22 protein-coding genes are annotated in these 24,621 nt (G+C 42.5%); 18 read left to right on the forward strand and 4 right to left on the reverse strand.

Annotated features, from left to right (window positions below; all coding sequences use genetic code 11):
- Positions 1 to 77: 77 nt before the first annotated feature.
- From BMW86_RS27655 to BMW86_RS27690, 8 genes are all read left to right on the forward strand, one after another.
- Positions 78 to 755 carry an HAD hydrolase-like protein gene (locus BMW86_RS27655; protein WP_089786319.1) on the forward strand — a complete coding sequence of 226 codons (678 nt, stop codon included), beginning with the start codon at positions 78 to 80 and terminating at the stop codon, positions 753 to 755.
- Between the two features lies 1 nt (position 756).
- Positions 757 to 2,040, forward strand: a complete 1,284-nt coding sequence (locus tag BMW86_RS27660; protein WP_089786321.1) for a DUF5690 family protein — start codon at positions 757 to 759, stop codon at positions 2,038 to 2,040.
- Positions 2,037 to 3,161, forward strand: a complete 1,125-nt coding sequence (locus BMW86_RS27665) for a TIGR03364 family FAD-dependent oxidoreductase (protein ID WP_089786323.1) — start codon at positions 2,037 to 2,039, stop codon at positions 3,159 to 3,161. The genes BMW86_RS27660 and BMW86_RS27665 overlap by 4 nt, the downstream gene beginning before the upstream one ends.
- An 84-nt stretch (positions 3,162 to 3,245) precedes the next feature.
- Positions 3,246 to 6,521 (forward strand): SusC/RagA family TonB-linked outer membrane protein, encoded by a 3,276-nt coding sequence (locus BMW86_RS27670; protein ID WP_089786326.1) that lies wholly within the window; start codon positions 3,246 to 3,248, stop codon positions 6,519 to 6,521.
- 18 nt (positions 6,522 to 6,539) lie between these two features.
- A complete protein-coding gene (locus tag BMW86_RS27675; RefSeq protein ID WP_089786328.1) occupies positions 6,540 to 8,087 on the forward strand; it encodes a SusD/RagB family nutrient-binding outer membrane lipoprotein in 1,548 nt (515 codons plus the stop codon).
- A gap of 49 nt (positions 8,088 to 8,136) precedes the next feature.
- Complete coding sequence (locus BMW86_RS27680) at positions 8,137 to 9,789, forward strand: alkaline phosphatase family protein (RefSeq protein WP_089786330.1); 1,653 nt, start codon at positions 8,137 to 8,139, stop codon at positions 9,787 to 9,789.
- A gap of 8 nt (positions 9,790 to 9,797) precedes the next feature.
- Positions 9,798 to 10,379: an HD domain-containing protein gene (locus tag BMW86_RS27685; protein WP_089786332.1), complete on the forward strand. Its 582-nt coding sequence runs from the start codon at positions 9,798 to 9,800 to the stop codon at positions 10,377 to 10,379.
- A 169-nt stretch (positions 10,380 to 10,548) separates the two neighbouring features.
- Positions 10,549 to 10,848 carry a hypothetical protein gene (locus BMW86_RS27690; RefSeq protein ID WP_089786335.1) on the forward strand — a complete coding sequence of 100 codons (300 nt, stop codon included), beginning with the start codon at positions 10,549 to 10,551 and terminating at the stop codon, positions 10,846 to 10,848.
- Here the strand turns inward: BMW86_RS27690 and BMW86_RS27695 are convergent, their stop codons facing one another.
- Genes BMW86_RS27695 through BMW86_RS27705 form a run of 3 tightly spaced genes read right to left on the reverse strand, consistent with a single transcriptional unit; the run spans position 10,849 to position 13,390 of the window.
- Positions 10,849 to 12,375, reverse strand: a complete 1,527-nt coding sequence (locus BMW86_RS27695) for an FAD-binding protein (RefSeq protein ID WP_089786337.1) — start codon at positions 12,373 to 12,375, stop codon at positions 10,849 to 10,851.
- 11 nt (positions 12,376 to 12,386) lie between these two features.
- The gene (locus tag BMW86_RS27700; protein WP_089786339.1) at positions 12,387 to 12,719 is read right to left on the reverse strand and encodes a Bor/Iss family lipoprotein; all 333 of its coding nucleotides are present in this window, start codon (positions 12,717 to 12,719) and stop codon (positions 12,387 to 12,389) included.
- Between the two features lie 35 nt (positions 12,720 to 12,754).
- Positions 12,755 to 13,390, reverse strand: a complete 636-nt coding sequence (locus BMW86_RS27705) for a hypothetical protein (protein WP_089786341.1) — start codon at positions 13,388 to 13,390, stop codon at positions 12,755 to 12,757.
- A gap of 367 nt (positions 13,391 to 13,757) precedes the next feature.
- Between BMW86_RS27705 and BMW86_RS27710 the strand changes: the two genes are divergently transcribed.
- The 5 genes from BMW86_RS27710 to BMW86_RS27730 all read left to right on the forward strand — a co-directional run bounded on the left by BMW86_RS27710 (position 13,758) and on the right by BMW86_RS27730 (position 17,171).
- The gene (locus tag BMW86_RS27710) at positions 13,758 to 14,699 is read left to right on the forward strand and encodes an SPFH domain-containing protein (protein ID WP_089788195.1); all 942 of its coding nucleotides are present in this window, start codon (positions 13,758 to 13,760) and stop codon (positions 14,697 to 14,699) included.
- A 16-nt stretch (positions 14,700 to 14,715) separates the two neighbouring features.
- A complete protein-coding gene (locus BMW86_RS27715; protein WP_089786343.1) occupies positions 14,716 to 14,964 on the forward strand; it encodes a hypothetical protein in 249 nt (82 codons plus the stop codon).
- A gap of 3 nt (positions 14,965 to 14,967) precedes the next feature.
- On the forward strand, positions 14,968 to 15,798 hold the full coding sequence (locus BMW86_RS27720) for a zinc finger-like domain-containing protein (RefSeq protein ID WP_089786345.1): 831 nt from the start codon (positions 14,968 to 14,970) through the stop codon (positions 15,796 to 15,798).
- Between the two features lie 12 nt (positions 15,799 to 15,810).
- Positions 15,811 to 16,383: a DUF6620 family protein gene (locus BMW86_RS27725; RefSeq protein WP_089786347.1), complete on the forward strand. Its 573-nt coding sequence runs from the start codon at positions 15,811 to 15,813 to the stop codon at positions 16,381 to 16,383.
- An 83-nt stretch (positions 16,384 to 16,466) separates the two neighbouring features.
- A complete protein-coding gene (locus BMW86_RS27730) occupies positions 16,467 to 17,171 on the forward strand; it encodes a hypothetical protein (protein WP_143056714.1) in 705 nt (234 codons plus the stop codon).
- Positions 17,172 to 17,232: 61 nt separating this feature from the next.
- Here the strand turns inward: BMW86_RS27730 and BMW86_RS27735 are convergent, their stop codons facing one another.
- Positions 17,233 to 19,293, reverse strand: a complete 2,061-nt coding sequence (locus BMW86_RS27735; RefSeq protein ID WP_255373028.1) for a chondroitinase-B domain-containing protein — start codon at positions 19,291 to 19,293, stop codon at positions 17,233 to 17,235.
- A 364-nt stretch (positions 19,294 to 19,657) separates the two neighbouring features.
- Here BMW86_RS27735 and BMW86_RS27740 point away from each other — a divergent pair, with 364 nt between their 5' ends.
- The 5 genes from BMW86_RS27740 (at position 19,658) to BMW86_RS32925 (ending at position 24,595) form a co-directional block, all read left to right on the forward strand.
- A complete protein-coding gene (locus tag BMW86_RS27740) occupies positions 19,658 to 22,129 on the forward strand; it encodes a M1 family aminopeptidase (protein ID WP_089786352.1) in 2,472 nt (823 codons plus the stop codon).
- 276 nt (positions 22,130 to 22,405) lie between these two features.
- The gene (locus tag BMW86_RS27745; RefSeq protein ID WP_089786354.1) at positions 22,406 to 22,831 is read left to right on the forward strand and encodes a MauE/DoxX family redox-associated membrane protein; all 426 of its coding nucleotides are present in this window, start codon (positions 22,406 to 22,408) and stop codon (positions 22,829 to 22,831) included.
- Between the two features lie 10 nt (positions 22,832 to 22,841).
- Entirely contained in the window at positions 22,842 to 23,894 is a 1,053-nt protein-coding gene (locus BMW86_RS27750; protein ID WP_089786356.1) for a hypothetical protein, read from the forward strand.
- 64 nt (positions 23,895 to 23,958) lie between these two features.
- Positions 23,959 to 24,219 carry a DUF6520 family protein gene (locus BMW86_RS32630; RefSeq protein WP_143056715.1) on the forward strand — a complete coding sequence of 87 codons (261 nt, stop codon included), beginning with the start codon at positions 23,959 to 23,961 and terminating at the stop codon, positions 24,217 to 24,219.
- 238 nt (positions 24,220 to 24,457) lie between these two features.
- Positions 24,458 to 24,595, forward strand: coding sequence for a hypothetical protein (locus BMW86_RS32925; protein ID WP_177189423.1), 138 nt, complete (start codon positions 24,458 to 24,460; stop codon positions 24,593 to 24,595).
- Positions 24,596 to 24,621 lie beyond the last annotated feature (26 nt).

The raw sequence follows: 24,621 nt of genomic DNA on the forward strand, positions 1-24,621 counted from the left end.
ATCTTAAGTTAATATTGGTTTTGTTTACTTTAACTAAACTTTGTTTAGTATTGCTGTTCTGATACTAAACAAAGTTTATGGGAATAAAACTGGCCGTTTTTGACATTGCAGGCACCACTTTAAAGGATAATCACGACGTGAGTAAGGTCTTTCAGACTGCACTCAGTCATTTTGACTATCAACTCTCCCTGGACCAGATAGACCCTCTCATGGGCTACGAAAAAGCCTTTGCTATCAGGCAATTGCTGGAAGCACATTCTCCAAAGCCAATAGAAGATCAACTGGTAAAATCCATTCACCAGCAATTTATGGAGCTAATGATGCGGTATTACGAAACCGCAGATCTGCAACCCCTGCCTAATGTGGAAACCACCTTCAGGAAATTACAGGATGCAGACATCCGTGTAGGTATAAACACCGGATTCTCCCGCAATATTGCTTCCATTATTATAGATCGGCTTCAATGGGAAAAGAATAAACTAATTGATCTGCTGATAGCCTCAGATGAGGTTCCGGAAGGACGCCCACATCCTTATATGATAAGGTCGATGATGGAAACATTACAGATTTCAGATCCTCTGGAAGTGATGAAAACCGGAGATACGGAAGTAGATATCAGGGAAGGACAAAACGCCGGTTGCAGATATGTAATAGGTATTACTACCGGTATCTTCTCCCGCGATGCACTGGCTATATATAATCCCACTCATATCATAGACGATATTGCTGATGTAGTAACAATTGCAAGCCTGTAAAATGAAACAGCTTCTACAAAAATGGCCATATAGTGTGGTTTCCATCATCACTGCATTAGCGGCTTTCGGCGCTTATACAAGTATGTATGCTTTCCGTAAAGCCTTTTCTGCGGCCACTTTTGAAGGCTTACATTATCTGAACGTAGATTATAAAGTATGGCTGGTGATCTTTCAGGTATTAGGTTACACCTGCAGTAAGTTTTATGGCATTCGTTTTATAGCTGGTATTGATAGTAGTAAAAGAGGAAAGACCATCTTGTTCCTTGTTGGAATAGCCTGGTTAGCGCTGCTCTTTTTCGCTCTGATACCTGCACCCTGGAACATCATTTTCCTTTTTGTAAACGGATTTCCGTTAGGGATGATCTGGGGACTGGTATTCGGCTATCTGGAAGGCAGACGCGCTACAGAATTTATGGCTGCAGTGCTGTCCGTAACCCTCATATTTGCTTCCGGTTTTATTAAGACGGTAGGCCGTACCTTATTAAGTAATTACCATGTGAGCGAATACTGGATGCCTTTTTTAACAGGACTATTATTCGTTATCCCCTTAGTGTTTTTTACACGTGTCTTAGACAGTTTGCCGCCTCCTTCCGAAGAGGACAAGTTACTCCGCACAGAAAGAAAACCGATGACAGCTGCAGACCGTCAGAACTTTGTCCGCAGCTTTCTTCCGGGTATTATCCTGACCTTAATCATTTATACGCTATTAACAGTTACCAGAGATCTGAGAGATAATTTTGAAGTAGAAATCTGGAATGAACTGGGTATAAAAGATGTACATATTTATGCTACGATCGATTCACTGATAGCGATCGTTGTGCTTGTAGCGCTTAGCTTGTTGATCCTTATCAAAAATAACTTCAGTGCTTTTAAAGTCATTCATATACTGATCATTACAGGATGCATTTTAACCGGGGGATCCACCTGGTTATTCAGTCTGCATTATATAAACGGTATAAGCTGGATGAGCCTTGCAGGATTGGGTCTGTATATGGGATATATTCCCTACAACGCTATCTTTTTTGAGCGTATGATCGCCACGTACCATTGCAGGGGCAACGTAGGTTTCATTATGTATATCGCAGATGCCGCAGGATATCTGGGCAGTATCAGCGTATTACTGTTTAAAGAATTTGGAGGTGGTGTGAAAATAAGCTGGAGCCATCTTTTTCAGCAAAGCCTTATATGTATTGCTGTTGTAGGAGGTATAGCCGCTATCTGCTCACTGGCTTTTTTTGTGCATAAAAAGAGAGAAGTCCCTAACATTAAAATATTACCAGTATGAAGCAAAAATCCGCAATCATTATTGGCGCAGGTATCGTCGGCCTGGCAACGGCAAGAGCACTGGCCTCAAGAGGTTACCAGGTAACTGTTTTTGAGCGCAACGAAGAACCGGTAGGTGCATCTATTCGTAATTTCGGTATGATATGGCCGATAGGACAAACTTCCGGTGTCCAGCTCGATCAGGCCATGCTGTCACGCAGTATCTGGAAAGAGATCTGTACGGAAGCTGGTATATGGCACAGCGAAAAAGGATCTCTGCATCTTGCCTATCATCCGGACGAATTAATGGTGATGGAGGAATTTGCTGAAGCAGAAAGTAAACATAGAAATTGCAGATTACTTACTCCTGAACAGGTATTAAATATTACAGGGGCGGCTCAGCAACAGGGTCTGCTGGGAGGCTTATGGAGTGAGAGTGAAATGATAGTGGAAGCACGTGCTGCCATTAAAGCGGTAGCAGGATATCTGGCAGAGAAATTCAACGTTGAGTTTCATTACAACACGGTTATCAGTGCAGTTAATCATCCCCATGTATCTTCCGGTAAAAGATCCTGGCAGGCAGACGAAATATTTATATGCAGTGGCGTAGATTTCGAAACATTGTATCCCGAAACTTTTTTAAACGCGGCTATTACTAAATGTAAGATCCAGATGATGCGACTGGCAGCACAGCCGGATAAATGGGAGATAGGTCCCTCTCTTTGTGGTGGTCTTTCCATGATCCATTACAGCTCCTTTAAAACTTCCTCTTCTCTTCCCCTGTTACAGGAACGATATCAAAAAGAATATGCGGAGTATATTAAATGGGGGATCCATGTAATGGTATCACAAAATGGGAATAGTGAACTGACTATCGGGGATTCACATGAATATGGATTAACACATGACCCTTTTGATAAGGTGTTTATTAATAAACTGATTCTGGATTATCTCAAAACCTTTGCGACTTTTAAAGATGATACCCTGATACAATCCTGGAATGGTACTTATGCAAAAATGACGAACGGACAAACATCGTTTATAACTATACCGGAAGATGGAGTTACCGTTATTAATGGTATGGGTGGAGCAGGAATGACACTATCGTTCGGTATGACTGAACATTACTTTAGCAGGAAATAACCGCCAAACATAGATAAGAGCCCCTGAATGGGTGCAATGCTTCGATTGAAGTGTAATGGAACAACTCATTAATAAATCAAAATTATGCGAACACGAATGAAATTACTGGCAGTAATACTGCTGGGCATGTTTTTATGCACACAAGATGCTATGGCTCAGGGTAGCGGAAGCATTTCCGGAATTGTAAGAAATGAACAGAATGAACCTTTACCCGGAGTTACTGTACAAAGTAATAAACGTATCGCTACAACAGATACCGGCGGATCATTTTCTTTCAATAGTTTACCCGAAGGAAATTATGATCTTTCCTTCTCCTATATAGGGTATGCTAATCAGCAGTTAAAGAATCTTCAGTTAAAGGCGGGTGAGCAGCTTAAATTTAGTATTACTTTACAACAGAAAGAGTCTGCACTGGGTGAAGTAGTAGTCACTGCATTGGGTATTAAAAGGAAAAAAGAAACCTTGGGATATGCCACTCAGAAATTAGATGGTGCGCAACTAAACGAAGCGCCGGCTACCAACTTTGTGAATGGGCTTTCCGGTAAAGTCGCTGGTGTTAACATTGTGACAACCGGTGCGTTGGGAGGTTCTTCAAGAATAACGATACGGGGAGAAACTTCATTAAGCCTGGATAAGAATCAGCCATTATATGTTATTGATGGAGTTCCTTCCGGTAATGACGGTGTTACTAATTCCAGTGGCGGTGCAGATTATGGCAATAGCAGTGCAGAAATCAATCCTGCTGATATTGAGTCTGTAAACGTATTGAAAGGCCCCGCAGCAGCTGCGTTATATGGTTCAAGAGGGGCAAATGGTGCGATCATTATCACTACAAAAAAAGGTAGCAGCAGAAATGGTATAGGCGTTAGCTTTAGCAGTTATTATACAGTTGAAAAAGTAGCAAGGCTTCCTAAGTTCCAGAATAAATTCGGACAGGGAAACAACGGTGTCTACAAAGGATCTAATTTTGGTGCATCATGGTCTATCTATCCTGATGGAATAGAAGATAGTTATGATGAAAGCTGGGGGCCCCGTCTGGATAATGGCACCAGTGAGGCACAGTTTGATTCTCCTACCACTAACGGATATCGTGGCGCTGATGTATCTATTAACAATAGGGGGGATATTATAGCATCTCCATGGGTTTCTCATCCCGATAATATAAAAGACTTCTTCACGACTGGCCGTAAATTCTACAATAATGTAGCATTTTCCGGCGGGAATGACAAAGGCACCTACAGGCTTTCACTGACTTCTCTGGACGAAACAGGTGTGATCCCTAATAATGATCTTAAACGTTATCAGGTAAGTCTGAATAGCAGCTACAACCTATCAAAAAGAGTAACGTCTGGCTTTAATGTCAATTATGTAAAACAGGAAAGTGATAACCGTCCGGATAATGGATACGGCAGAAATACGTTTATGTATTTCTTTACCTGGATGGGCAGGAATGTGAATATCAACAGTCTTAAGAATTACTGGCAACCAGGATTGACAGGCATCCGTCAGTTTCAGTACAATTATGGAGAAAACCATAATAACCCTTTTTTCATGATGCATGAGAATACAAAAGGGCAGAGCAAGGACCGTTTATACGGTAACATCTATCTTGATTATACAATAACAGATCATCTCAAACTTAAATTGCGTACTGCACAGGATTTTTACAATGATTTCAGACCTATGAAATGGGCGGTAAGTACCGTTGATTATGAAAGCGGACGTTATGAAGAAGTAAACCTGAAATACAGTGAAAGGAATACCGACTTCTTACTGACCTACAATAATAATACAGTATCTGCTCTTGGTTATAACATTTCAGCTGGTGGTAACCGTTTTGATCAGTCAGGCGCTTTTCAGTCGGCAGCCACACCTCAGTTACTGATACCTGGTGTGTATAATCTGGAGAATGCCGCCGGTACTAAAGACGTATCCTCTAACCGTTCTAAAAAAAGAATCAATAGTTTGTACGCCCTGGCAAGTATTAACTATAAGGATTACGCCTATCTGGATCTGACGGCAAGAAATGACTGGTCCAGCTCATTACCTTCTCAGCATAATTCTTATTTCTATACTTCCGCAGCCTTAAACACCAATCTGAGGAAATTGCTGACCATGCCGCAGTTTATCAGTAAATCAGAATTAAGATTGAGCTGGGCACAGGCAGGTAATGATGCCGCTCCCTATAATATTCAGAACACTTATGGCTATGGAGTACCCTGGAATGGTAATTATTCACTGACGGGGCCATCCACTTTACTGAACTCCAATCTTAAATCTGAATTAACTACTACCTATGAAATCGGAACAGCCTTAGGTTTTCTGAACAACCGTATAGGCATAGATTTTACGTACTATGAAAAACGTACTAAGAATCAGATTCTGGCGCTGTCTCAGGCACAAAGCTCCGGTGCTACAGCAAGGGTTATTAATGCCGGTGAAATTAAAAACAATGGTATAGAAGTGATGCTTTCCGGAACTCCTGTAAGCATTCCAAATTCATTGCAGTGGAATGTGATGCTGAACCTGTCGCATAATGTAGGTAAAGTAGTATCCCTGACAAACGATGTAAAAGAGATTGTACAATCAGCGCCCGGAGAAGATGCTTCTATCAGGGCTAAAGTGGGAGAGAAGATGGGTGCTATTTATGGCCCGGGTTATCAGAGAGTGGAAAGCGGTAGTATGAAAGGACAGGTGATTATCTTTTCTGATGGCGCACCACGACCAACAAGTGACGATATCTATCTGGGTAATCTGAATCCGGACCTGATTGCGGGTATTAACAACCAGTTTAACTACAAAGGTTTCAGTCTGAATTTCTTATTTGCCGGACAATTTGGTGGTAAATTTATTTCCCGCTTTTATAACAAGGCAGCAGGCGCAGGCCAGCTGGAAGAAACTACCAGGGGAAGAGGAGCCAGAGCCGCAGGTGCAGAATATAATGATCCTTATTATATAGAAGGTGCCGCACAGATGACAGATGGTTCTTACCAGAAAAACTCTACCAGCACAGATGGTACCTATAGCGCTGGTGTATATGGTACAACTGCCCGTGGATTTATCAAGAAACCATTAGACCATATTTCAGAAGCACAGCTTTTCAGTGCCACTTATATCAAACTGAGAGAACTGTCGTTTGGTTATTCCCTTCCTGCTAATATCATTGGCAGGAGCTTTATCAAAACAGCGAAAATTGCTTTGACAGGCAGGAATCTGTTCTTGTTCACGCCTAAAAGCAATCGTCATTTCGATCCTGAAGTTGCCACAGCAACATCCGGTAGCGGTCTGGTGCCAGGGTTTGAGAATATGAGTACGCCAAGCACACGGGAAATGGGAGTTAGCCTGAACCTGAATTTTTAATTGAAAAAATCATTCAACATGAAAATGTTACGATCAATAGTATTATTGTCAGTTATCTCACTGGCAGGATGCACAAAGAATTTTGATGAAATAAATACGAATCCTAATGCGCCTGCTGTCATTTCAAATCCCGGGTTATTATTGCCGGATGCAATGAGAGGAGCCATTAATGCGAATTATTCCGGTGCTTATGACAGAGGTGGTATTGTGGCTAATCTGCTGGCCTCTGATTATGCGAGTAATTTCAGTAACTGGTCAAGGTCTGATGCAAATGGTTATTTTCTATGGAATAATTATAATTACATCAGAGATCTGAATGAAGTGATAAAATTATCTGAAGCCCAGGGATTGAATAATTACAAAGGAGTGGCCCTTGTGCTCCGTTCCTGGATGTTTCAGTGCCTTACAGATCTCTATGGGCCTATACCCTTCAGACAGGCCTCAAATGCCAAATTAGGGGGTATTAATACCCCTGTATACGAGCAGCAGGATGTTATATACAAGGGATTGCTGACTGATCTGGAAGAAGCGAACAATTTGCTGGGAAGTTCTGCTGAAACAATGGTGGGTGATATTCTTTACGGAAGTGATGTTACTAAATGGAAGAAATTTGCGAACGGACTTGCATTAAGGATTTTATTACGTCAGTCAAAACGTGTAGATCCTTCTGCTGGGATGAAAAACATCGCAGAGCATCCTGAAAAGTATCCCTTGTTTTCGTCTAATAAGGAGCAGGCTGCATTGCAGTATATTACTGAAAGGACAGCGAATGAATCCCCCTTTTACAGATCGAATAACAGTAGTACTGATACCAAGGCGTCAAAACAGCTGGTAGACTATCTGACATCCATGAATGATACCAGGTTAAGGGTATATGCACAGCCAACACCCGCCAGCAGTGCACCCGATGCTAACGGTGTACGTCCTGATCCATCTGCCTTTCAGTATGCAGGGGACCTGAATGGAATAGGCAGATTCCCTGATGCGAATCTGACTTCATCGCCTGGTCCTTTCTGGGCATCTTTGCAGGCTAATCCTACTCTGGCATCTGCTACTGCCGGACAAGGCATATTACTCAGTTATTCCGAGGTTCAGTTTACCCTTGCAGAAGCGGCGGAGCTGGGATATATAACCGGTGGGTCTGCGGCGGCAGCTGTTTATTATAAGAATGGTATTGCAGATCAGTTTGCATATTATGCAGACCGAATTCCATCAGGATATGCTACCACTTATATCAAGCTGTCTGCTGCTGATGTTTTTGCCAATGATGATTACTATGCACAGTCAGGGGTAGTATATAGCGGCACTACTACAGAGAAACTGGATAAAATATGGTTGCAAAAATGGATTTCCCTCTATATGGTAGGATATGAAGCATGGTCTGAATGGAGAAGGACCGGTTTTCCTGTTATTCCTATTGGGACTACTGGTCCGGGTTATATTCCAAGAAGAGTTTTGTATCCTGCTGATGAAATGCGGGTAAACAAGGTGAATTATGATGCTGCAGTGTTGTTGCTGGATAAAGGTGATGCACTGGATTCCCGTGTATGGTGGGATAAATTATAAAGATTATTAATGCCCCGCAATAGATCTTGCGGGGCAATAAACATGAAGTATGAAGAAAATTATTGCGCTGTTACTGATGAGTTTTTCCGCCATGGCACAGGGAACTTATCCGAATGGGATTGAACATGTGGTCGTTATCGGGGTGGATGGAATGAGTCCTGACGGGATTCGTACAGCATCCACACCAGTAATGCATAAAATGATTGCTGATGGGAGTGTAAAATGGAATGTACGTACGGTATTACCATCTTCCAGTAGTCCTAACTGGGCTTCCATGATCATGGGAGCGGGAGTGGAGCAGCATGGTATTATTGATAATGACTGGGGGCGCGGAGAATATTCCCTTCCTGCTATTGTCCGTAATGAGGAAGGAATTTTCCCTACTATATTTGGTGTAATACGAAATAGCTATCCGAAGGCAGAAATAGGCGCCGTGTATCATTGGGATGGCTTTGGCAGATTATTCGAAAAGAGTGCTGTCAACTACGATAAAACATTTTCTACGGAAGATGCTACCACTACCAGTTTTGTGCAGTATCTGCAACAGAAAAAACCATTGTTTGCTTTCCTGCACCTGGATCATGTAGATGGAGCTGGTCATGAACACGGACATGGGTCTGATGAATATTACCATGCTGTTGCCAGGGCAGATTCCCTGATAGGGGAAGTACTTGTTGCGATTAAAAAAGCAGGAATGGAAAAAAGCACCCTGGTGATTGTAACCGCAGACCATGGCGGTGTGGGATATGGACATGGTGGCGCTACTGTGGAAGAAGCTGAAATAGCGATGATCCTTTATGGGAAAGATATAAGGAACGGATATCTTATTCCGGAACAGGCGGCCACCTACGATCTTGCTGCCACTATCGCTTTTGCTTTAAAAATAGTACCGCCGTATGTGTGGATTGGCAGACCACTGAAAAGTGCGTTTCAGGGATTTAATCCGCCTGCTAATTTATGGATGGGAAGAGCTATGATTACAGCACCTGTTATTGAACCCAGACGTAAGTTATACCAACAGGCGGGCGGTCTCTATCTCAATGCTGCAGCAAACGTTGTTATACAAACGGTAGCGCAGGATGCTGTTACCAGATATACACTTGATGGCACTGAACCGGATAGCACATCAGCAGTTTATACAGCTCCTTTTATAGTAAAAACAACCACTGTAGTCAGGGCAAAGTCATTTGACAGGAAAAAGAATGAGAGTACTACAACGATTGCTTATTTCAGGATTATTGATACAACTGGGGGAAATGGTTTGCATGTGCAGTTTTATAAAGGGAAGAACTGGAAATATGTGCCGCTATTTAAGGACCTTACTCCGGTTAAAGAATGGAAAACTTATGAGTTCGCATTAAATCGTGAACAGATCCTTCCTTTATTAGACAAGGAAAATGCTACTTTCGGAGCTGTCTTTAATGGGTATCTGCAAATAGATAAAGAAGGAGAATATACTTTTTACAATAGTTCTGATGATGGGAGTAAGCTGTTTATAGATGGGGCAGAAGTAGTTAATAATGATGGCGATCATGGTGTAGTTGAACGTTCCGGATCTATTAAATTAAATGAGGGAAGACATCCTGTCCGTATAGAATATTATAATGGTGAAGGTGGTTTCTGGCTGGATGCTTTTTACAAAGGACCTGGTTTATACAAACAATTGATACCTGCTAATAAGTTATTTTTAGATAAGAATTAATCAGTGTTATGCAATTAAATAAGCAAGAGATTGAAGTTAGGATAAACGCTATTTTCAATTTATACAAGCAGTATGGGGGAGAGGAATACGGTGAAGGGGTTACACAACTGATGCATATGGTGCAGGCGGGTAAACTGGCGCAGCAGGAAGGGTATGATGAAGAGATGATATTGGCTGCTTTTTTTCATGATATAGGCCATTTTTTGGAAGAAGGGGAGGATATGGGTGTTTACGGAAAATTAGCACATGATAAGCTGGGGAAAGCTTATCTGGTAGCGAATGGATTTCCGGAGAAAATGGGGGTACTGGTTGCCAGTCATGTGGATGCGAAAAGATACCTCACCTATAGTAATCCCGAGTATTATAATCTGCTTTCTGATGCCAGCAAAAAAACACTGGAATACCAGGGCGGACCAATGACTGCAGAAGAAGCGGCTGTGTATGAAAAAGACCCTTTAATTGACAGTTATATAAAGCTCCGGTATTGGGATGATCTGGCGAAAGAAACGGATATTGCGGTAGATCCTGCTGATGTTGAAAGATTCAGGGAAATGGCGACGAGATATCTATTGAATCAAAACGGAATTTAAGTACCTTAGTAATACTTCTTAAAGAGCTTCTGAAAGTTAATATCCTACGCTTGTCCTTCGCTTTTTAGCGTAAGACAAGCGTAGGATATTAACTTTCAGAAGCCGTCTTGTTCCTGTTTGGTTGCTTATAAAAGTTTTGGAAATAATTATTAAAACTGTATTTTTTTGTATGAAAGGGCAAGTACATCTCCCCATTGATTTTGAGTTATATGATGAAAAGGATGATGATATATTCCTTTGGGATGACTACGGTGAGATTAAAGAAGATGTAAAAGATGCAATATATCTGAAACCTTTTTTTTCACACTTATTTATTGATGACGGACTTTATTGCATAGTATGGTGGAATGATGAGCTGGGCTACTGGTGTGGTGAAACATATGTGAGTTGGGACTATGTGCATACGTATATCTACGAATCACTGGATGAACTGGCAGATGAATTTCTGAAAGATTATAATCGTACGTAATCAGTCAAGTCCCCATTGCTGTAAGATCGGATTGGTGAATACTTTGATACTGTTAGCATCCAGCAATTTGTTCCGTGCCGCTTTCCATGAGGTGGCAGCGCCTCCATACATGTTGCTGATTCTTGCCGGAGAGAGCTCATTCACCTTACCCCAATGAAAGGTGAAAGGGATATTGTTATCTTCCAGCGTTTTCCAGATCTGCGAGTAAAAGTTATAGATACCGCTGGAATAAGTAGCATCGAGCTCCATCACACAGGTATGCGCAAATTTTGTAAAGCCAAGCGTCGCCGTGGACTGCTTCACAAAACGGAACGAGAAAAGGCCGGCAAACGGCCCGATCTCTTTATTAGCCTTCAGCATAAGGTCAATGACCTGATTGGCCTTGTTAATGGGAAAGCCTACTGCTGCACTAAGCAGTCTGCCACGAAGAGTCGTATTCTTGAAGATCTCACCTACCGTACCAAGCTCCCTGATGGGCTTATTTTGAGCATCCAGCTTACTGACTGCCAGGCTTGCCCCCAGTACCTTATTGACCAGCAGAGGTACTAACGCGGGTATGGAGTCTGTCAGCAGGCCAATAAAGGTGGGAGCATCATCACCCGGACCAATACCTGCCGCATTATCCACCGGAGGCTTATAATCTTTGGTATAAGCCCGTTTGTACATCGAGGTCACATAGACACCCTTGCCCATGTCATAGGGATTTATCAGTACAGAAAAATGATAAGGTCGTTCATTGCCGCAAGGCAGCTTGGCATTGCTGAAATCCAGTGTTTCCATGATCCCTTTTAAGGAATCATCATAAGGCATCTGCTGCATATACGTTTCCAGCAGGAACAGGTCTTCTGTCTCTATCATCACCCCGTGGATAATGCCAAAGCTTCCAAAGCTCACCAGCGCCGCATTAAACAAATCATCATCCAGGATATGCTCCGCCCGGATGTTTTGTATAAAAGCATCCGAAACCACCGGCGCAGAGGCTCGTTCCAGGTAAACATGCCGGGTAGGGCCTACCACGATATGCAAGCCCACCACAAATTCGGGCATCGCACCAAAATCAAATGCGGAGCCGTGCACGCCTGTACTGATGGCGCCTGCGATGGTTTGCCCGTTGCTTGCTCCGGTTGTTTTCAGTGACTGTCCTCTTTCCTGCAGAAACTCATCAATTTCCTGTACGCTCATGCCGCTCTGGGCGAAGAGCAGATGCCCCGGATCACCGGTATAGGCATCCGAAACACTGGCTTTGGAAATGGTGAAGCGGGTATTCAAGGGTTTGGTATCCAGCATGACGCCGCTGTGGACCGTTGCGATCTTAGTCCAGGACCAGCCTCCACCCAGGGAACGCAGGGGTGTTTGAGTAGCGATGGCTTCTCCTATCATATTCAAAAATGAACGTGTAGCATCGTTATAGCTGTTCAATGCATCGAGATCAGCTTCGTTGCCCAGTTCATAAAGGTCTTTGATGTTTTCTGTGAAAGTATCATGCCTGTTTGTCCAGGTATTCCGCCTTGTTTTAATGATTTTCATATGATAAGGGTTTACAGGGGTCCGGTTTTAGGGCAAGGTTTACTGCATTTCCATTTTAATGTAGCGGGGTTATAGATCCCAATGGTCACCGCGCTTAGCAGAAAGTCCCCGAAATTCCGTCTGATATAAACTTCGGACATCCCGGAAGAGCCAAGGGAATCGCAAACAGGAGTGGTCACCACTTTCGGGCTTTGCAATATGCCCCATAAAATGGAACTGACCCTTTGCTGTTCGTATTCCGTACCCTCCAGCTTTTTAGTCTGGACACGGTAGGTTACGCAACTGCTGAGAGATAAGGAGGCAGTGAGTAAGATCACTGTCAGGTAATAACGGGGAGCGTACATGATCGTTTTATTTGGGGTTGATTAAAAAAGGCAGACTACAAAGTCCCCTGCTTATCCTGTGACAGTACTGATTTGACCTCTTGGGAAATATTGGAGGTAATGACAGTGGTTCCGGCATTGACATTCGCAGGGCTTACGGGAGCATTCTTGTTCTCCGAGGTTTTCAGGCCCAGGTAGGCGCTGGCGCTTATCCCCATCAGGCCAAGCAGCTGGTTGCTAATGATGTCGTGTTTGGGCAACATCTTCGTATCATATACCGCACTAATGTAAATGAAGCCCACAATGATCGTCCAGAGCACATTCTGTAGCCGGTGTATGCTAACCCCTTTTTCATCAGAGATCAGGTCCATAAAAAAGCCCTTGGAAGGGTAGTCCTGCTGGGGGATGCTGAGCCCCTGATTGTTCTGTTGGCTGCTGTCGATGACCTTAGCCACGGCGGTTGTGCCACCGGCAATTCCCAACAGGATCAGGTTGACCGGGTCTATCTCTGGTACCGAAATGCCGGATGTGCTGTTATAGTAGACCACATAAATAAAGGAGCTGATAACAATGACCGTCCAGAACGCCAGTTGGGTCCTTCCCAGGCTGAAAGCCGGCCGTGGATGCTTAATACCTTTTGTCAGGGTCAGTTGCTGAAAGTTGGTGATGTTGAAGATCTCTGTGCGTAACATCGCGGACTTTTGGCCGATTACAATCAAAATAGTAGTTAGAATCAATAGAATAGCGGGGTAAATCATTGTCAATGAATTTGGGGTACTGTAAATATTCTGCTAACCGAATTTACTAAGAAAAAATTTCAAATGATATCCTTACAAGGTAGATGAGAATCGTGAATGTTAAAATACCAGGTAGTTTGTATTTTCAAACTTTAGTTGAATAGGTGCAATGTTCTGATAATAAATTGATAATCAATATATTAATAAATATCGTAGACGCATTGTAGTCCCCGTTTTAAAGACAAATAGACGTTTTGTAGTAAGCTGAAACTTGCAGGCCATTGTTCTGCATCACATATTTGTGATGGCAATAAAAAACTCCATGGCATTACCATTTATCGAAATTATTGAAGAAACCACACCCGATCCAAACCTGCTCATGTGGAAATTCGCAGATGAGGATAAAGAGATCAAGAACGGCGCTGTGTTAACCGTAAGGGAAAGTCAGTCAGTATTATTCCTGAATGAAGGACAACAGGCAGATGTATTTACCGCTGGTAAGTATGCCCTGGAAACCGAGAACATTCCGGTACTGACCCGTCTGAAAGGCTGGAAATACGGCTTTAAAAGCCCTTTCAAAGCAGATATCTACTTCTTTAATACTTTCCAGTTCATTAACCTGAAATGGGGGACGCCGGTACCGGTGCTGATGCGGGACAATCAATTCGGTCAGGTGAGAGTGCGGGCATTCGGAACATATAATGTGAGGATAGCGGATGTGGGGAAGTTCTTTAAGGAATACGCCGGTACATACCCAAGACTGGGTATCAAAGAACTGGAATTACAGCTGCGTGATTTTATCGCCCCTAAATTCGGAGAGGTGCTTGCACAGGAAGGGATTTCGGTAGTGGATATCGCCGGGAACATTTCCGTATTGAATGAAAAAATACAACCCTCCATACAACCCTGTTTTACTGACCTGGGCCTGGAAGTGACCCGCTTTACAGTTACCAGTGCCACATTGCCGGAAGAAGTCCTCAAACATTATGATAATGTTACGGGCATGAATATGGTGCCGGATATGAATAAATTCACACAGTTTAACATGGCCAATGCCATAGACAAAGAGAACAACAGAGTAGCAGATGCTGCCCAGCAGGCCATTGCTTTGGGTGTGATGTTGAATCAGATGAAACAGCCTGAGCCTATTCAACAGGAAGACGTAACCTCACGGCTTAAAAAGCTGAAAGGTCTTTTTGATGCAGAATTGATCACCGAAGCAGAATACACTACCAAAAAAGAAGAGTTGCTCCGGCTGCTCTGATATAACTATAGGAACCATGAGCGATGAGAATAAAAATAAGATGCTGAGTTATGTTGAAAGGCTTAAGCAAAAAGCTGTTGATCAGAAAAACTATGGGGGAGAGGTTAACAAAGAAGACGCAAAGATAGATGCACGTGATTGTCCCAATTGTGGTGCCGGCAGGGCTTACAGGGATGGTTTGACCAACTGTGGCTACTGCGGTTTTACATTTATGCAGGTAAAACTTACGGATGGTATCCATATAAAAAAAGAAAATAACTCTTAACCTATGTTCGACTTTTTTAAAAAGAAATACGACAACCCGATGCTGGCCGAAGAAATGAGGCAAACTCAGGAACGTTGGTTCGCTTTTTTACAAAAGCTGGAAGAACGTATGGAAGAAGTATGTGAAGCAGCGATTCCCCAGTTGAAAGAAATATTTGAACAGGATGCCGATCCTTATAAACGTGCGCATGGGCGGATGCTGGCTGGTTTGCTTGGACAGATAAGACAAATGCGCCAGAAAGCAAATGAAGTAAGGGAAGAGAAAATTAACGGTTTTTCCTATGCGGCCGAAGAGGCATTTCCCAGTATCACTTCCCCCGGGGGCAGCACTTACTATGATATGTTGTACAAATTCAGGCAGGCTTGTTACGACAGACATAGAGTGTTTGAAGAAAATGAGCAAAGGTATGAAAAGCTGCTGCAGGATGCCGCGGGTGAACAGGACCTTGAAACACCCTACAGAAACCTGCTGAAGGACTTTGAGACAACCAGGGACCGCTATACATGTAAGCAATGCAGTGGTAATATCACTATCCCAAAATTGTTCTTTATCGCCACTTATGTTACCTGTCCCCATTGCCAGACTCAGAATACATTTCATCCATCTACAGAAACACAGATGGTGCTGCACAACGCGCGTGCCCTGGCCGAGCAGCGTACAGCCCATTTACTGAAAGAATACGAATCGCATACTCCCAAAGACCCCGCTTTATACCGGCAATACCTTCGGGCTATGTTCGACGAGTGGAACAGTATCGTGCCTGATATGGCAGAGGAGAATGAAAAGTTCCACGAACGCCTGTTAAAAGATCAGCAAAACTATCATCATTATTAATAACTATTCATTATGTCAGAGAATCCATTATTAGCACCCATCCACGGCATTACACTGGAAGATTATAGTGCAGCCTGTGCAAAGCTTGGCAACGGCCTGAGCGAGCAAGCAATAGCTAAAGCGCTGGGCGTAGAATTACCTGTATGGCAGGAAGTAAGTCTGCTTTGGCCCGAACGCATGAAACAAGATGAAACCTTTCATATTGTAACACTTTTCGGCCAGCATTTCGGTGCAGCAGAACAACATCCTAAACTAGGCAGTCTGCAACCCGATGCTTCTTCTTCAGGCAATGCCGGAAACATCGAACGTATCAAAAATGACAAAGCCTTTTATCAGGAACTTGAAGTCGCCCGTCAGGTCGCATATGATTATGGTATAGACGGCGCACAATGGATTGTTGATGAATACGGTATTTCTATCGGCGACTTCCAGATAGCTGCTATGAACTGGAATGACGAGATCCAGAGAGACATACAGGCCGACTTTAATAACTATAATGAAACACAGGCTGCCTACCAGGAAAAGTATCGCAAACAATTTGCGGATGCCCAGGGTGGGGATGTAGCAGATGATATTACATTCTAGATACTGCATATTCATCCATTGTTTATCCCCGAAATACCAGATTTCACAACCGGACGTATATCTGTAGAAAAATAGATAATGACTTGAGAACCAAACTAACAATTTTAACAGCTTTTTTAATGCAAACGGCTTTCGGACAAATCAAAACGGGAACCTATCATATAACCGGGGATACGAAAAATTTTGGCGGAGGTAATTTATTTTCTGAGCTGATCATTAAAAAAAACAACACGTTCATCTATAAGTACAGAACATCATCAGGTCGCCGTTTATGGTACGACGCTGAAGGTAAGTGGAAAGTCAATAAAGACAGATTAACACTCATAGATACAATAACAAGTTATCACTCAATTTTAACCTTAAGGAATCAACGAACTAATGACGGCCAGATTTTCATATCAGCAATAACAAAGCAGCATAAGCCTGTTGCGGGCATTAAAATATCATACTTATTCAAAGGCACTAAAGATACCTTATCTGGTTTTACAAATTCAGAAGGCATATTTGTTATAGATACAAAAGATAGAGTGGCGACAAAAAGTGAGGTTATAGATGATGTGGAAATATGGGTCGTTTACTTTAATAAATACACTACAAGTACATTCAGCGACCTGTCGGCTAAAATAGAATGTATAATTGATGATGATGCGAGGAATGAAGAGGTAGTCAGAACAACGATTTATAAAATTGAGAAGCTAACCCTGGTTTATTTGTCTCAGCAGTTTAACAAAGAAGATGTACAACCGGGACGATATCTATATGGGGACTTTACATTTAAAGAAGAATAAGCAGTCCCTGAACATTGTGAAAATAAGGTTCCGCTGAGTTGTCTCAACGGAACCGGTTGGATTACAATTTCTGTATCTTTCTCACACTCACTTTTCCGTTATAATTCAGTGACAGTATATATGTGCCTGTTGGTTTACTGCTGGCATCAAAAGGGATATTATATGTACCTGCTGCCAGGCGGGTATTTATCAACACTTTCATCCATTTACCATTTATGTCATACACTGTAAGATTAACAGTACCGGCTTTTTCCAGGTTGAAGCTAATCGTTGCATGGTTAGTAAATGGATTGGGATAACTGTTTAAGGAAGAGGACTCCGCAACAGCAATCTTACCCGCTGTGCGTGAGCTGCTGCCTGTTTGTACCTTTACTTCCGTATAACTGTTCCATGCATTTACACTATTACCCCGACCCACTATCCGCACATATTTCCCGTTTCTGGGGGTAAAAGTAAATGTTTGCAGGCTAAGGGAAGTACCACTGCTGACTAATCCCGTTGCTGCTGTAGTCCAATTGAGGGTATCATTACCTACCAATACGTCAAAAGTAGACGTCCGTACATTACCACTGTAGAATGCGATCTGTACACCTGATACCGCCACAGTATCATCGAGACATAATTGTATCCACTGTCCGTTACCGCTGGCAGACCAGCGGGTATTCAGATCTCCGTCCAACACATTCGCAGCTACATTACCGTCATCGGAACTGGCAATTACCGGCTGACAGGCGGGTGCCAGGTCGCTGGCAAAAGGGCCTACCATCGCAGGAGTGAGGATGCGGGCGATAACAGGAGCAGAAGAAACCTCATCAGCCCCTGCATCCTTGGGAGAAGTTCGGGACTGCCCGTCCATATCAGTTGTAACGGCCGAATAAGAGCCTGTAGCAGCGTTGATAGCAGGACTACCACTCTGCAGGTGGAAAGTGCCGGTAGCGTCTCTTGCCAGCAATGGATTTGCGGTTGTATATCCGCTACTGGGCATATCACCATCGCCATTGGTGTTATAGAGTATATTCCCGGACCATACAGCGCCTGTGTAAGGCCCTGCAATGGAAGCAGCCGGGCCACCACCCTGAATGATATTATTAACAACGGTTTGGGCAGTAGCACCCAATCCATCTGTACGGCCGGCCTGCACTATATTCGTCGTATTATTCACGAGTGTATTAAAAGCGATCAGTGTCCGGTCTGGACGATCATGTGATGTAAGCGCAGCTCCATCTGCCACTTCTCCATCACCATTCCCAATATTAATAGCGGGATTACAATTTTCGAAATGGTTGCTGAAAATGTTGTGATCATCCCCGAAAATGCGGATTCCCGGTGTGTTAATGAAATAGTTACCATATACGGTGCAATGATTACCATGCCTCAAAGTAAACTGGGCAGGGCAATTGCGGATGGTATTGTAACGGATGGTAACTGCAGATGATTTGATAGAGATCAGTTCATTTTCACCGGCACAATCTTCAAAAAGATTATACTCAAAAATACTGTTGGAAGAGGAGAGACTATAGCCACTCAGCCCGAACTGCACTGTTTCAGCACCATTACCTGTTTGTGGTTGCTGATCCAGGAAGTAGTTGTGATGAATATGCAGGCGTTGTGCAATCTGGCTGCCACTGCCGCGTACAGCAATAAAACGTCCCAGGGCATTTTTATGCTGAAAGGTATTATGATCAACTTCATGATCATTTCCGTTGATCAGCAGATTCTCTCCTTCACCAGGTGTCTGGAACAGGTTGCCCGTCCACCGGCAAAAGCTGGTACCACTGGCCATGGTAGCCTGAGATGCATTGTGTGTAAATTTGAACCCCCTGATGATGATGTATTTTGCGGGACTCAGAATACTAAAACCGGCGGTTCCTTTTATTTCAGCACCACCTGTTGTTTGTGCCGCAATAGTAATGGGCAGTGCAGCAGTACCCTGTTTACTGATAGTAATGTCTGTTGATGCGGTATAAACACCATTGGCGAGAATGATAATATCCCCTGGTACCGCGTTGTTGATAGCTGTTTGTAAAGCCGACAAAGAAGAGACATTAATTGTGGCTGCAGAGAGCCTTGCCGTTACGCATAACAGCAGCATTAATAACAATGAGTAATTTTTCCGATTCATTTTTGATCGATTTAGAGGTTAATTTGAGTGAAGCAGACATGGGATTTCGTAACATCACGGGGAATAATGCAGAAAATACCTGGGAATCCTGGAATTGCGCGCAATACATTAATAATCAACAGTCTTACTCGTGGAATTTACGTTGATCCTAATCTAAAGTAAGTATTTTCTCTCAAATTGCAAACGATTGCATAAACTTTATAAAGAACTATTCACATGATAATATTATGGAGGGATGACGCTATTTGATAATTTGACTGGAATCCGAATGGTAACATAAAAAGGCCATTTTAAAACATTTATTGTACTATTTATAATATGGTATCATGGATCGTGTATGTTTGTCTAAGCTTAATATTTAGACATGAAAACATTCCGCGTTTTTTTATTATCGGGATTTATTTTGTTGACAACATTCCATCATTCATTTGCCCAGGAAAGCAAGTCGACACACAACATTTATCGCGAAACTTCGCCAAGGATCAATGATCTGATTCATACTAAACTGGATGTGCGCTTTGATTATAAAAAGCGTTACCTGTATGGGAAAGAATGGATTACTTTAAAACCTCACTTTTATTCAACCGATACTTTGAGGCTTGATGCAAAAGGAATGGACATCCATTTGATCGATATTGTCAAAAAGGGTAAGCTCAGCCCTTTAAAATTTAAATATGACAGTCTTACACTAAATATCTGGCTTGACAGAACGTACACACGGTCTGAAACTTATACCATTTTCATTGATTATACAGCCAAACCTAATGAGCGCAAAGGACTTCGCAAAAATGAAAAAGGGTTATATTTTATCAACCCGGATGGCACTGAAAAGAATAAGCCTACTGAGATATGGACAGAAGGTGAACCCGAAAGCTCCTCCGGTTGGTTCCCTACCATTGATAAACCCAATCAGAAAACAACTTCTGAGATCAGTATGACTGTGCCTGCTAAATATGTTACTCTGTCAAACGGCAGGCTGGCCTTGCAAAAGACAAATGCCGATGGCACCCGCACCGACACCTGGAAAATGGAACTGCCCAATGCTCCCTATTTATTTATGATGGCTGTGGGTGATTTCAAAATTTATAAAGACCAATGGCATGGCAAAGAGGTGAGCTATTACCTTGAGCCTGCATATGCGCCTTATGCAAAAGATATGTTTGGTGATGTCCCCGAAGCAATTGGTTTTTTCTCAAAGATTACCGGGGTAGATTATCCCTGGAATAAATACTCTGTGATTGTGGTTCGCGATTATGTCAGCGGTGCCATGGAAAATACCACCGCTAATGTATTTGGCAGCCAGAGCACCCGGAGGGAGCTATTGGACCAATATTATAACCCCGGTGTGGAACATGAATTATTTCATCAATGGTTTGGTGATTATGTGACCTGTGAAAGCTGGAGCAATTTAACATTAAATGAATCGTTTGCGGATCTTGGGGAAATCCTTTGGCTGGAGCATAAATATGGAAAGGATGCGGCTGATGAACATCTGTATAATGGCTTACAGGGCTACCTTGGAAATCAGGGAAACCATATGATACCATTGGTAAACTTTCATTACCAGGCTATTCATGATGCATTTAATGGAGTAACCTACCAAAAAGGAGGACGGGTGCTGAACATGTTGCGGAATTATTTGGGAAATGCCGCCTTCTACAAAGGTTTGAATATCTACCTGACATCAAACGCTTTTAAAAATGCCGAAGCTCAGCAATTACGATTAGCTATGGAGGATGCCAGCGGACTTGACCTGAACTGGTTTTTTGATCAGTGGTATTATGGGGCCGGACATCCTGTTTTAGACATCAGCTACAGCTGGGATGAAAATGCTAAAACAGAAAACGTGTACCTCGCTCAAAAACAGGATGGCCAAATATTTAAATTACCGATGGCAATCGATATGTATGTTGGAGGTAAAACAGAACGGCACCAGGTTTGGGTCAATGAAAAAGCAGATACCCTTTCTTTCAGATTATCATCAAAACCAACACTCGTCAATGTGGATGCGGATAAAGTACTGGTGGCTCAAAAAACCGATCATAAAACTTTGGAGGAATACGTTTTTCAATATGCCAACGCTCCGTTATATCTCGACCGCTTCGAAGCGATCGAATTTGCATCGAAGAACCAGGATGATAAAAGTGCTCAAAAAATCTTAGTGGCAGCTTTAAACGACCGGTTCTCTGGTATACGTATGAGAGCATTGCAAGCGTTAAACAACAATAAGGAAGACATCAGAAAAATCAATAAAGATTTGAAGGATGCCGCATTGCCCCAAATCATTGAACTAGCCGGTAAAGATACCAATACGCTGGTCAGGGCATCAGCCTTAAGAACCCTCGCAGCGTTGAAAGATCCGGCCAATTTGGATGTATTTAAAAAAGCATTAATCAGCCCATCATATCAGGTAGAGGCATCTGCTCTTTACGGAATAAATGAAATTGATCCTGTCGTTGCTGTTAAATATGCAGAAGACTTTGAAGATGATAATGTTGGGGATCTGACACAAGTAATCGCAAGGGTTTACGCATCTAACGGCGGAGACGCCAAATGGTCCTATGTTTACCAGCGCTATGTAAATGGGACATTGCAGGAGCAGATCCATTTAACGGAAAAGTTTTCGGACATGATTGGAGGGTTGAAAAATCAGCAATATGTCCGTCAGGGTATAGCAGAGTTAAAATTTATGGGCATAACTTATAAAAAAGATGGTGCAGCCCCCTACATTGTAAAATACCTGAATATTATTAAAGAGGCACGGAATAAAATAAACGATCTGGCATCCTCACGGGATATTGAAGAAGCGATTGAGCAGATTAATAATGCGAAATAACAACGATCAATTCCCTGCTTTGTTCATCTGCTGAACCAGATTTACTTTGGGATCAGTGGATGAACTGAGCAGGAATAGAATTTTGCACTAATTCAGGATCATGGCTAAAAATATACGGAAATGATTCAGAATATTTCCTTAAATTAGAATGACAAATACCCAAAGACACTCGTAAGCCCCGGGAGACTATCCCGAAACTATTACAAATCTCCAATTATGTTTACTTACATGCCAGAACGTTATGAGAGTTTAATATAACTTGTAAATTCATAGTCCATGTTAAGAAAATTGACCCTGGAGACGATCAGTCTCTTATTCATCCTATTGTTCGTGTACACAGCCGTTAGCAAGTTCCTCGATTATGAAAATTTCCGGGTTGTGATAGGACAATCTCCTCTGATTACCAGGTTTGCGCCTATACTGGCAATAGCAGTTCCTGTAGCTGAAATAATTATCGCATTACTGCTGGTTATTCCACGTTACCGGCGTGCCGGACTCTACGCATCTTTTGCCATGATGCTGCTTTTCACTACCTACATTATTGTGCTGGTAACATTGTCGGAAAGAGTGCCCTGCTCATGCGGAGGCGTCATCTCCCGCATGACCTGGAAGGAACACCTGTATTTCAATATCTGTTTTGTGCTGCTGGCACTGTTGGGTATGTGGTTACATACCAAAGATAAACAACTCGTTCACACATAACTGACACACAATGATGCAGAAGCCCTTCCAATTTGCCATGCTTTGCGTAGTTGGCTGCCTCGCCCTTGTCCTTATCCTGTACGCCTTTGCAGATAAGCCCAACGATCATAAAAACGGGTTTACCCGCAGGGTACCCGCTGTGACGGCCATGTTTCAGCATTCATTGACACTAAAATACCCGGCCTATTATATTGCAGGTTATACCAATCAACATATTTATCTGGGTAACTATTCCGCCTCCTTACATCTGTTGGCAGTAAACCAAAACTTACAGGATACACAGGAATTGACACTTAAAATTTCCCCGGAAGAACGTTATGCATGGAAGCTGACACGGGTAATGGTAGATTCTCCTGCTGTGTATATGGCGGAAGGAAATACCCCCGCTCTCTACAGGGGAAAACTGGATGACCTGATGATGGACCGGTTCCTGTCTCAAAGCTGTTTCTTCAATATGCTACAGAATATTTCTACTACTTCTTTTATATCGCGTAGCATTCATATAGATTCCCTGGGAAACAGTCAGAATATATTGGCAAAAGTAAAAACGGATTCGCCTTATGTAAAATTAGGAAAGAGTATCCTCACAAAACAGGTAGATGGAATCTTTTGTACAGATGGAACGCTGGACTATGACAAACAAACAGGGAAGCTGGTCTATCTGTATCACTACCGGAATGAATTTGTAACACTGGATACCAACCTGCAGGTGATCTATACGGCACATACCCTGGATACCAATGCCAGGGCCAAAATAGAGGTAGCTCATATGTCTACAGGTATCAGTAAGTTTTCAGCACCTCCTACATATGTAAACAGCAGGGTCAGAATTGCTGATAACAGGATTTATGTACTCTCTTCCCTGCTGGCTGACAATGAAGACAGGAAGACCCGGCAGCATAATGAGATTATAGACGTATTCTCACTGGATAACGGGAAATATATCTATACGTTATACATTCCGCTGAAAGGGGAGGGTCGTATTACAGACTTTATTATAAAGGGAGATCAGTTGTTTGCTCTCCATGATCAAACATTGAATACGTATTCAATATTGCAATAGAACAGGCGAAGCCGAAAACCTGTAGAAAATAGTAGGCATGTATTTAAATTAAAATTTTACTGTCATGAATTTTAAAAAAACTGGTTTATCAGTAGCTGTATTTGCGCTTGCCATCGCCGGCGCTTTCGCTACCAATTTCCGATCCGCAGGAGATGGATATACTAATCTCCAGCAAGTTCCCAGTCAGGGTTCACCTTGTGTGTACAGACAATACTGTGCAGGCGGGTTCAACACTTGCAGGGTTACGATATCAGGAAAAACGCTTCAGCTTTTACAGCTGGAGCCCAATGGGACATGCAGTAGTACGGTGCTCTCTCAACCTTAATTAAGTAAAAAGTAAAACCTTGCAATTCAGCAAGGTTTTACTTTTTAGAACGTCTAGATAACTATGCTGTAAAAAAGCAGGCTGTTTACAATTACATCAAAAAAAAACCATTAAATTAGAGATAAATGTATACACCTGTATATAACCTGTAAAGCCCGACCCTCAAATTTCTAATAAGGGATAGCTGAAAACCTTCAGAAAAGAGTAAGCAATTTTTCCCCCTAAATAAGCCTGATTTATGAAAAAGAAAACCAAGAAAAAATTAGACCTGAGTAAAATGAGAATTTCAAACCTGAGTGAAATGACGGCAGATAAAAAAATGAAAGCTGCTACTATTCCGCCTAATACATTCTGGTGTACCACCACAGGTTTATAGAAACAATAAAGTAAAGGCTAACCCAA

Source organism: Chitinophaga sp. YR573, assembly GCF_900110995.1.
In the GTDB taxonomy this organism is placed as follows: Bacteria; Bacteroidota; Bacteroidia; order Chitinophagales; family Chitinophagaceae; genus Chitinophaga.

Coding starts and splice junctions, on each gene's coding strand:
- BMW86_RS27655 (WP_089786319.1), top strand. CDS start 78: ATGGGAATAAAACTGGCCGTTTTTGACATTGCAGGCACCACTTTAAAG.
- BMW86_RS27660 (WP_089786321.1), top strand. CDS start 757: ATGAAACAGCTTCTACAAAAATGGCCATATAGTGTGGTTTCCATCATC.
- BMW86_RS27665 (WP_089786323.1), top strand. CDS start 2,037: ATGAAGCAAAAATCCGCAATCATTATTGGCGCAGGTATCGTCGGCCTG.
- BMW86_RS27670 (WP_089786326.1), top strand. CDS start 3,246: ATGCGAACACGAATGAAATTACTGGCAGTAATACTGCTGGGCATGTTT.
- BMW86_RS27675 (WP_089786328.1), top strand. CDS start 6,540: ATGAAAATGTTACGATCAATAGTATTATTGTCAGTTATCTCACTGGCA.
- BMW86_RS27680 (WP_089786330.1), top strand. CDS start 8,137: ATGAAGAAAATTATTGCGCTGTTACTGATGAGTTTTTCCGCCATGGCA.
- BMW86_RS27685 (WP_089786332.1), top strand. CDS start 9,798: ATGCAATTAAATAAGCAAGAGATTGAAGTTAGGATAAACGCTATTTTC.
- BMW86_RS27690 (WP_089786335.1), top strand. CDS start 10,549: ATGAAAGGGCAAGTACATCTCCCCATTGATTTTGAGTTATATGATGAA.
- BMW86_RS27695 (WP_089786337.1), bottom strand. CDS start 12,375: ATGAAAATCATTAAAACAAGGCGGAATACCTGGACAAACAGGCATGAT.
- BMW86_RS27700 (WP_089786339.1), bottom strand. CDS start 12,719: ATGTACGCTCCCCGTTATTACCTGACAGTGATCTTACTCACTGCCTCC.
- BMW86_RS27705 (WP_089786341.1), bottom strand. CDS start 13,390: ATGTTACGCACAGAGATCTTCAACATCACCAACTTTCAGCAACTGACC.
- BMW86_RS27710 (WP_089788195.1), top strand. CDS start 13,758: ATGGCATTACCATTTATCGAAATTATTGAAGAAACCACACCCGATCCA.
- BMW86_RS27715 (WP_089786343.1), top strand. CDS start 14,716: ATGAGCGATGAGAATAAAAATAAGATGCTGAGTTATGTTGAAAGGCTT.
- BMW86_RS27720 (WP_089786345.1), top strand. CDS start 14,968: ATGTTCGACTTTTTTAAAAAGAAATACGACAACCCGATGCTGGCCGAA.
- BMW86_RS27725 (WP_089786347.1), top strand. CDS start 15,811: ATGTCAGAGAATCCATTATTAGCACCCATCCACGGCATTACACTGGAA.
- BMW86_RS27735 (WP_255373028.1), bottom strand. CDS start 19,293: ATGAATCGGAAAAATTACTCATTGTTATTAATGCTGCTGTTATGCGTA.
- BMW86_RS27740 (WP_089786352.1), top strand. CDS start 19,658: ATGAAAACATTCCGCGTTTTTTTATTATCGGGATTTATTTTGTTGACA.
- BMW86_RS27745 (WP_089786354.1), top strand. CDS start 22,406: ATGTTAAGAAAATTGACCCTGGAGACGATCAGTCTCTTATTCATCCTA.
- BMW86_RS27750 (WP_089786356.1), top strand. CDS start 22,842: ATGATGCAGAAGCCCTTCCAATTTGCCATGCTTTGCGTAGTTGGCTGC.
- BMW86_RS32630 (WP_143056715.1), top strand. CDS start 23,959: ATGAATTTTAAAAAAACTGGTTTATCAGTAGCTGTATTTGCGCTTGCC.
- BMW86_RS32925 (WP_177189423.1), top strand. CDS start 24,458: ATGAAAAAGAAAACCAAGAAAAAATTAGACCTGAGTAAAATGAGAATT.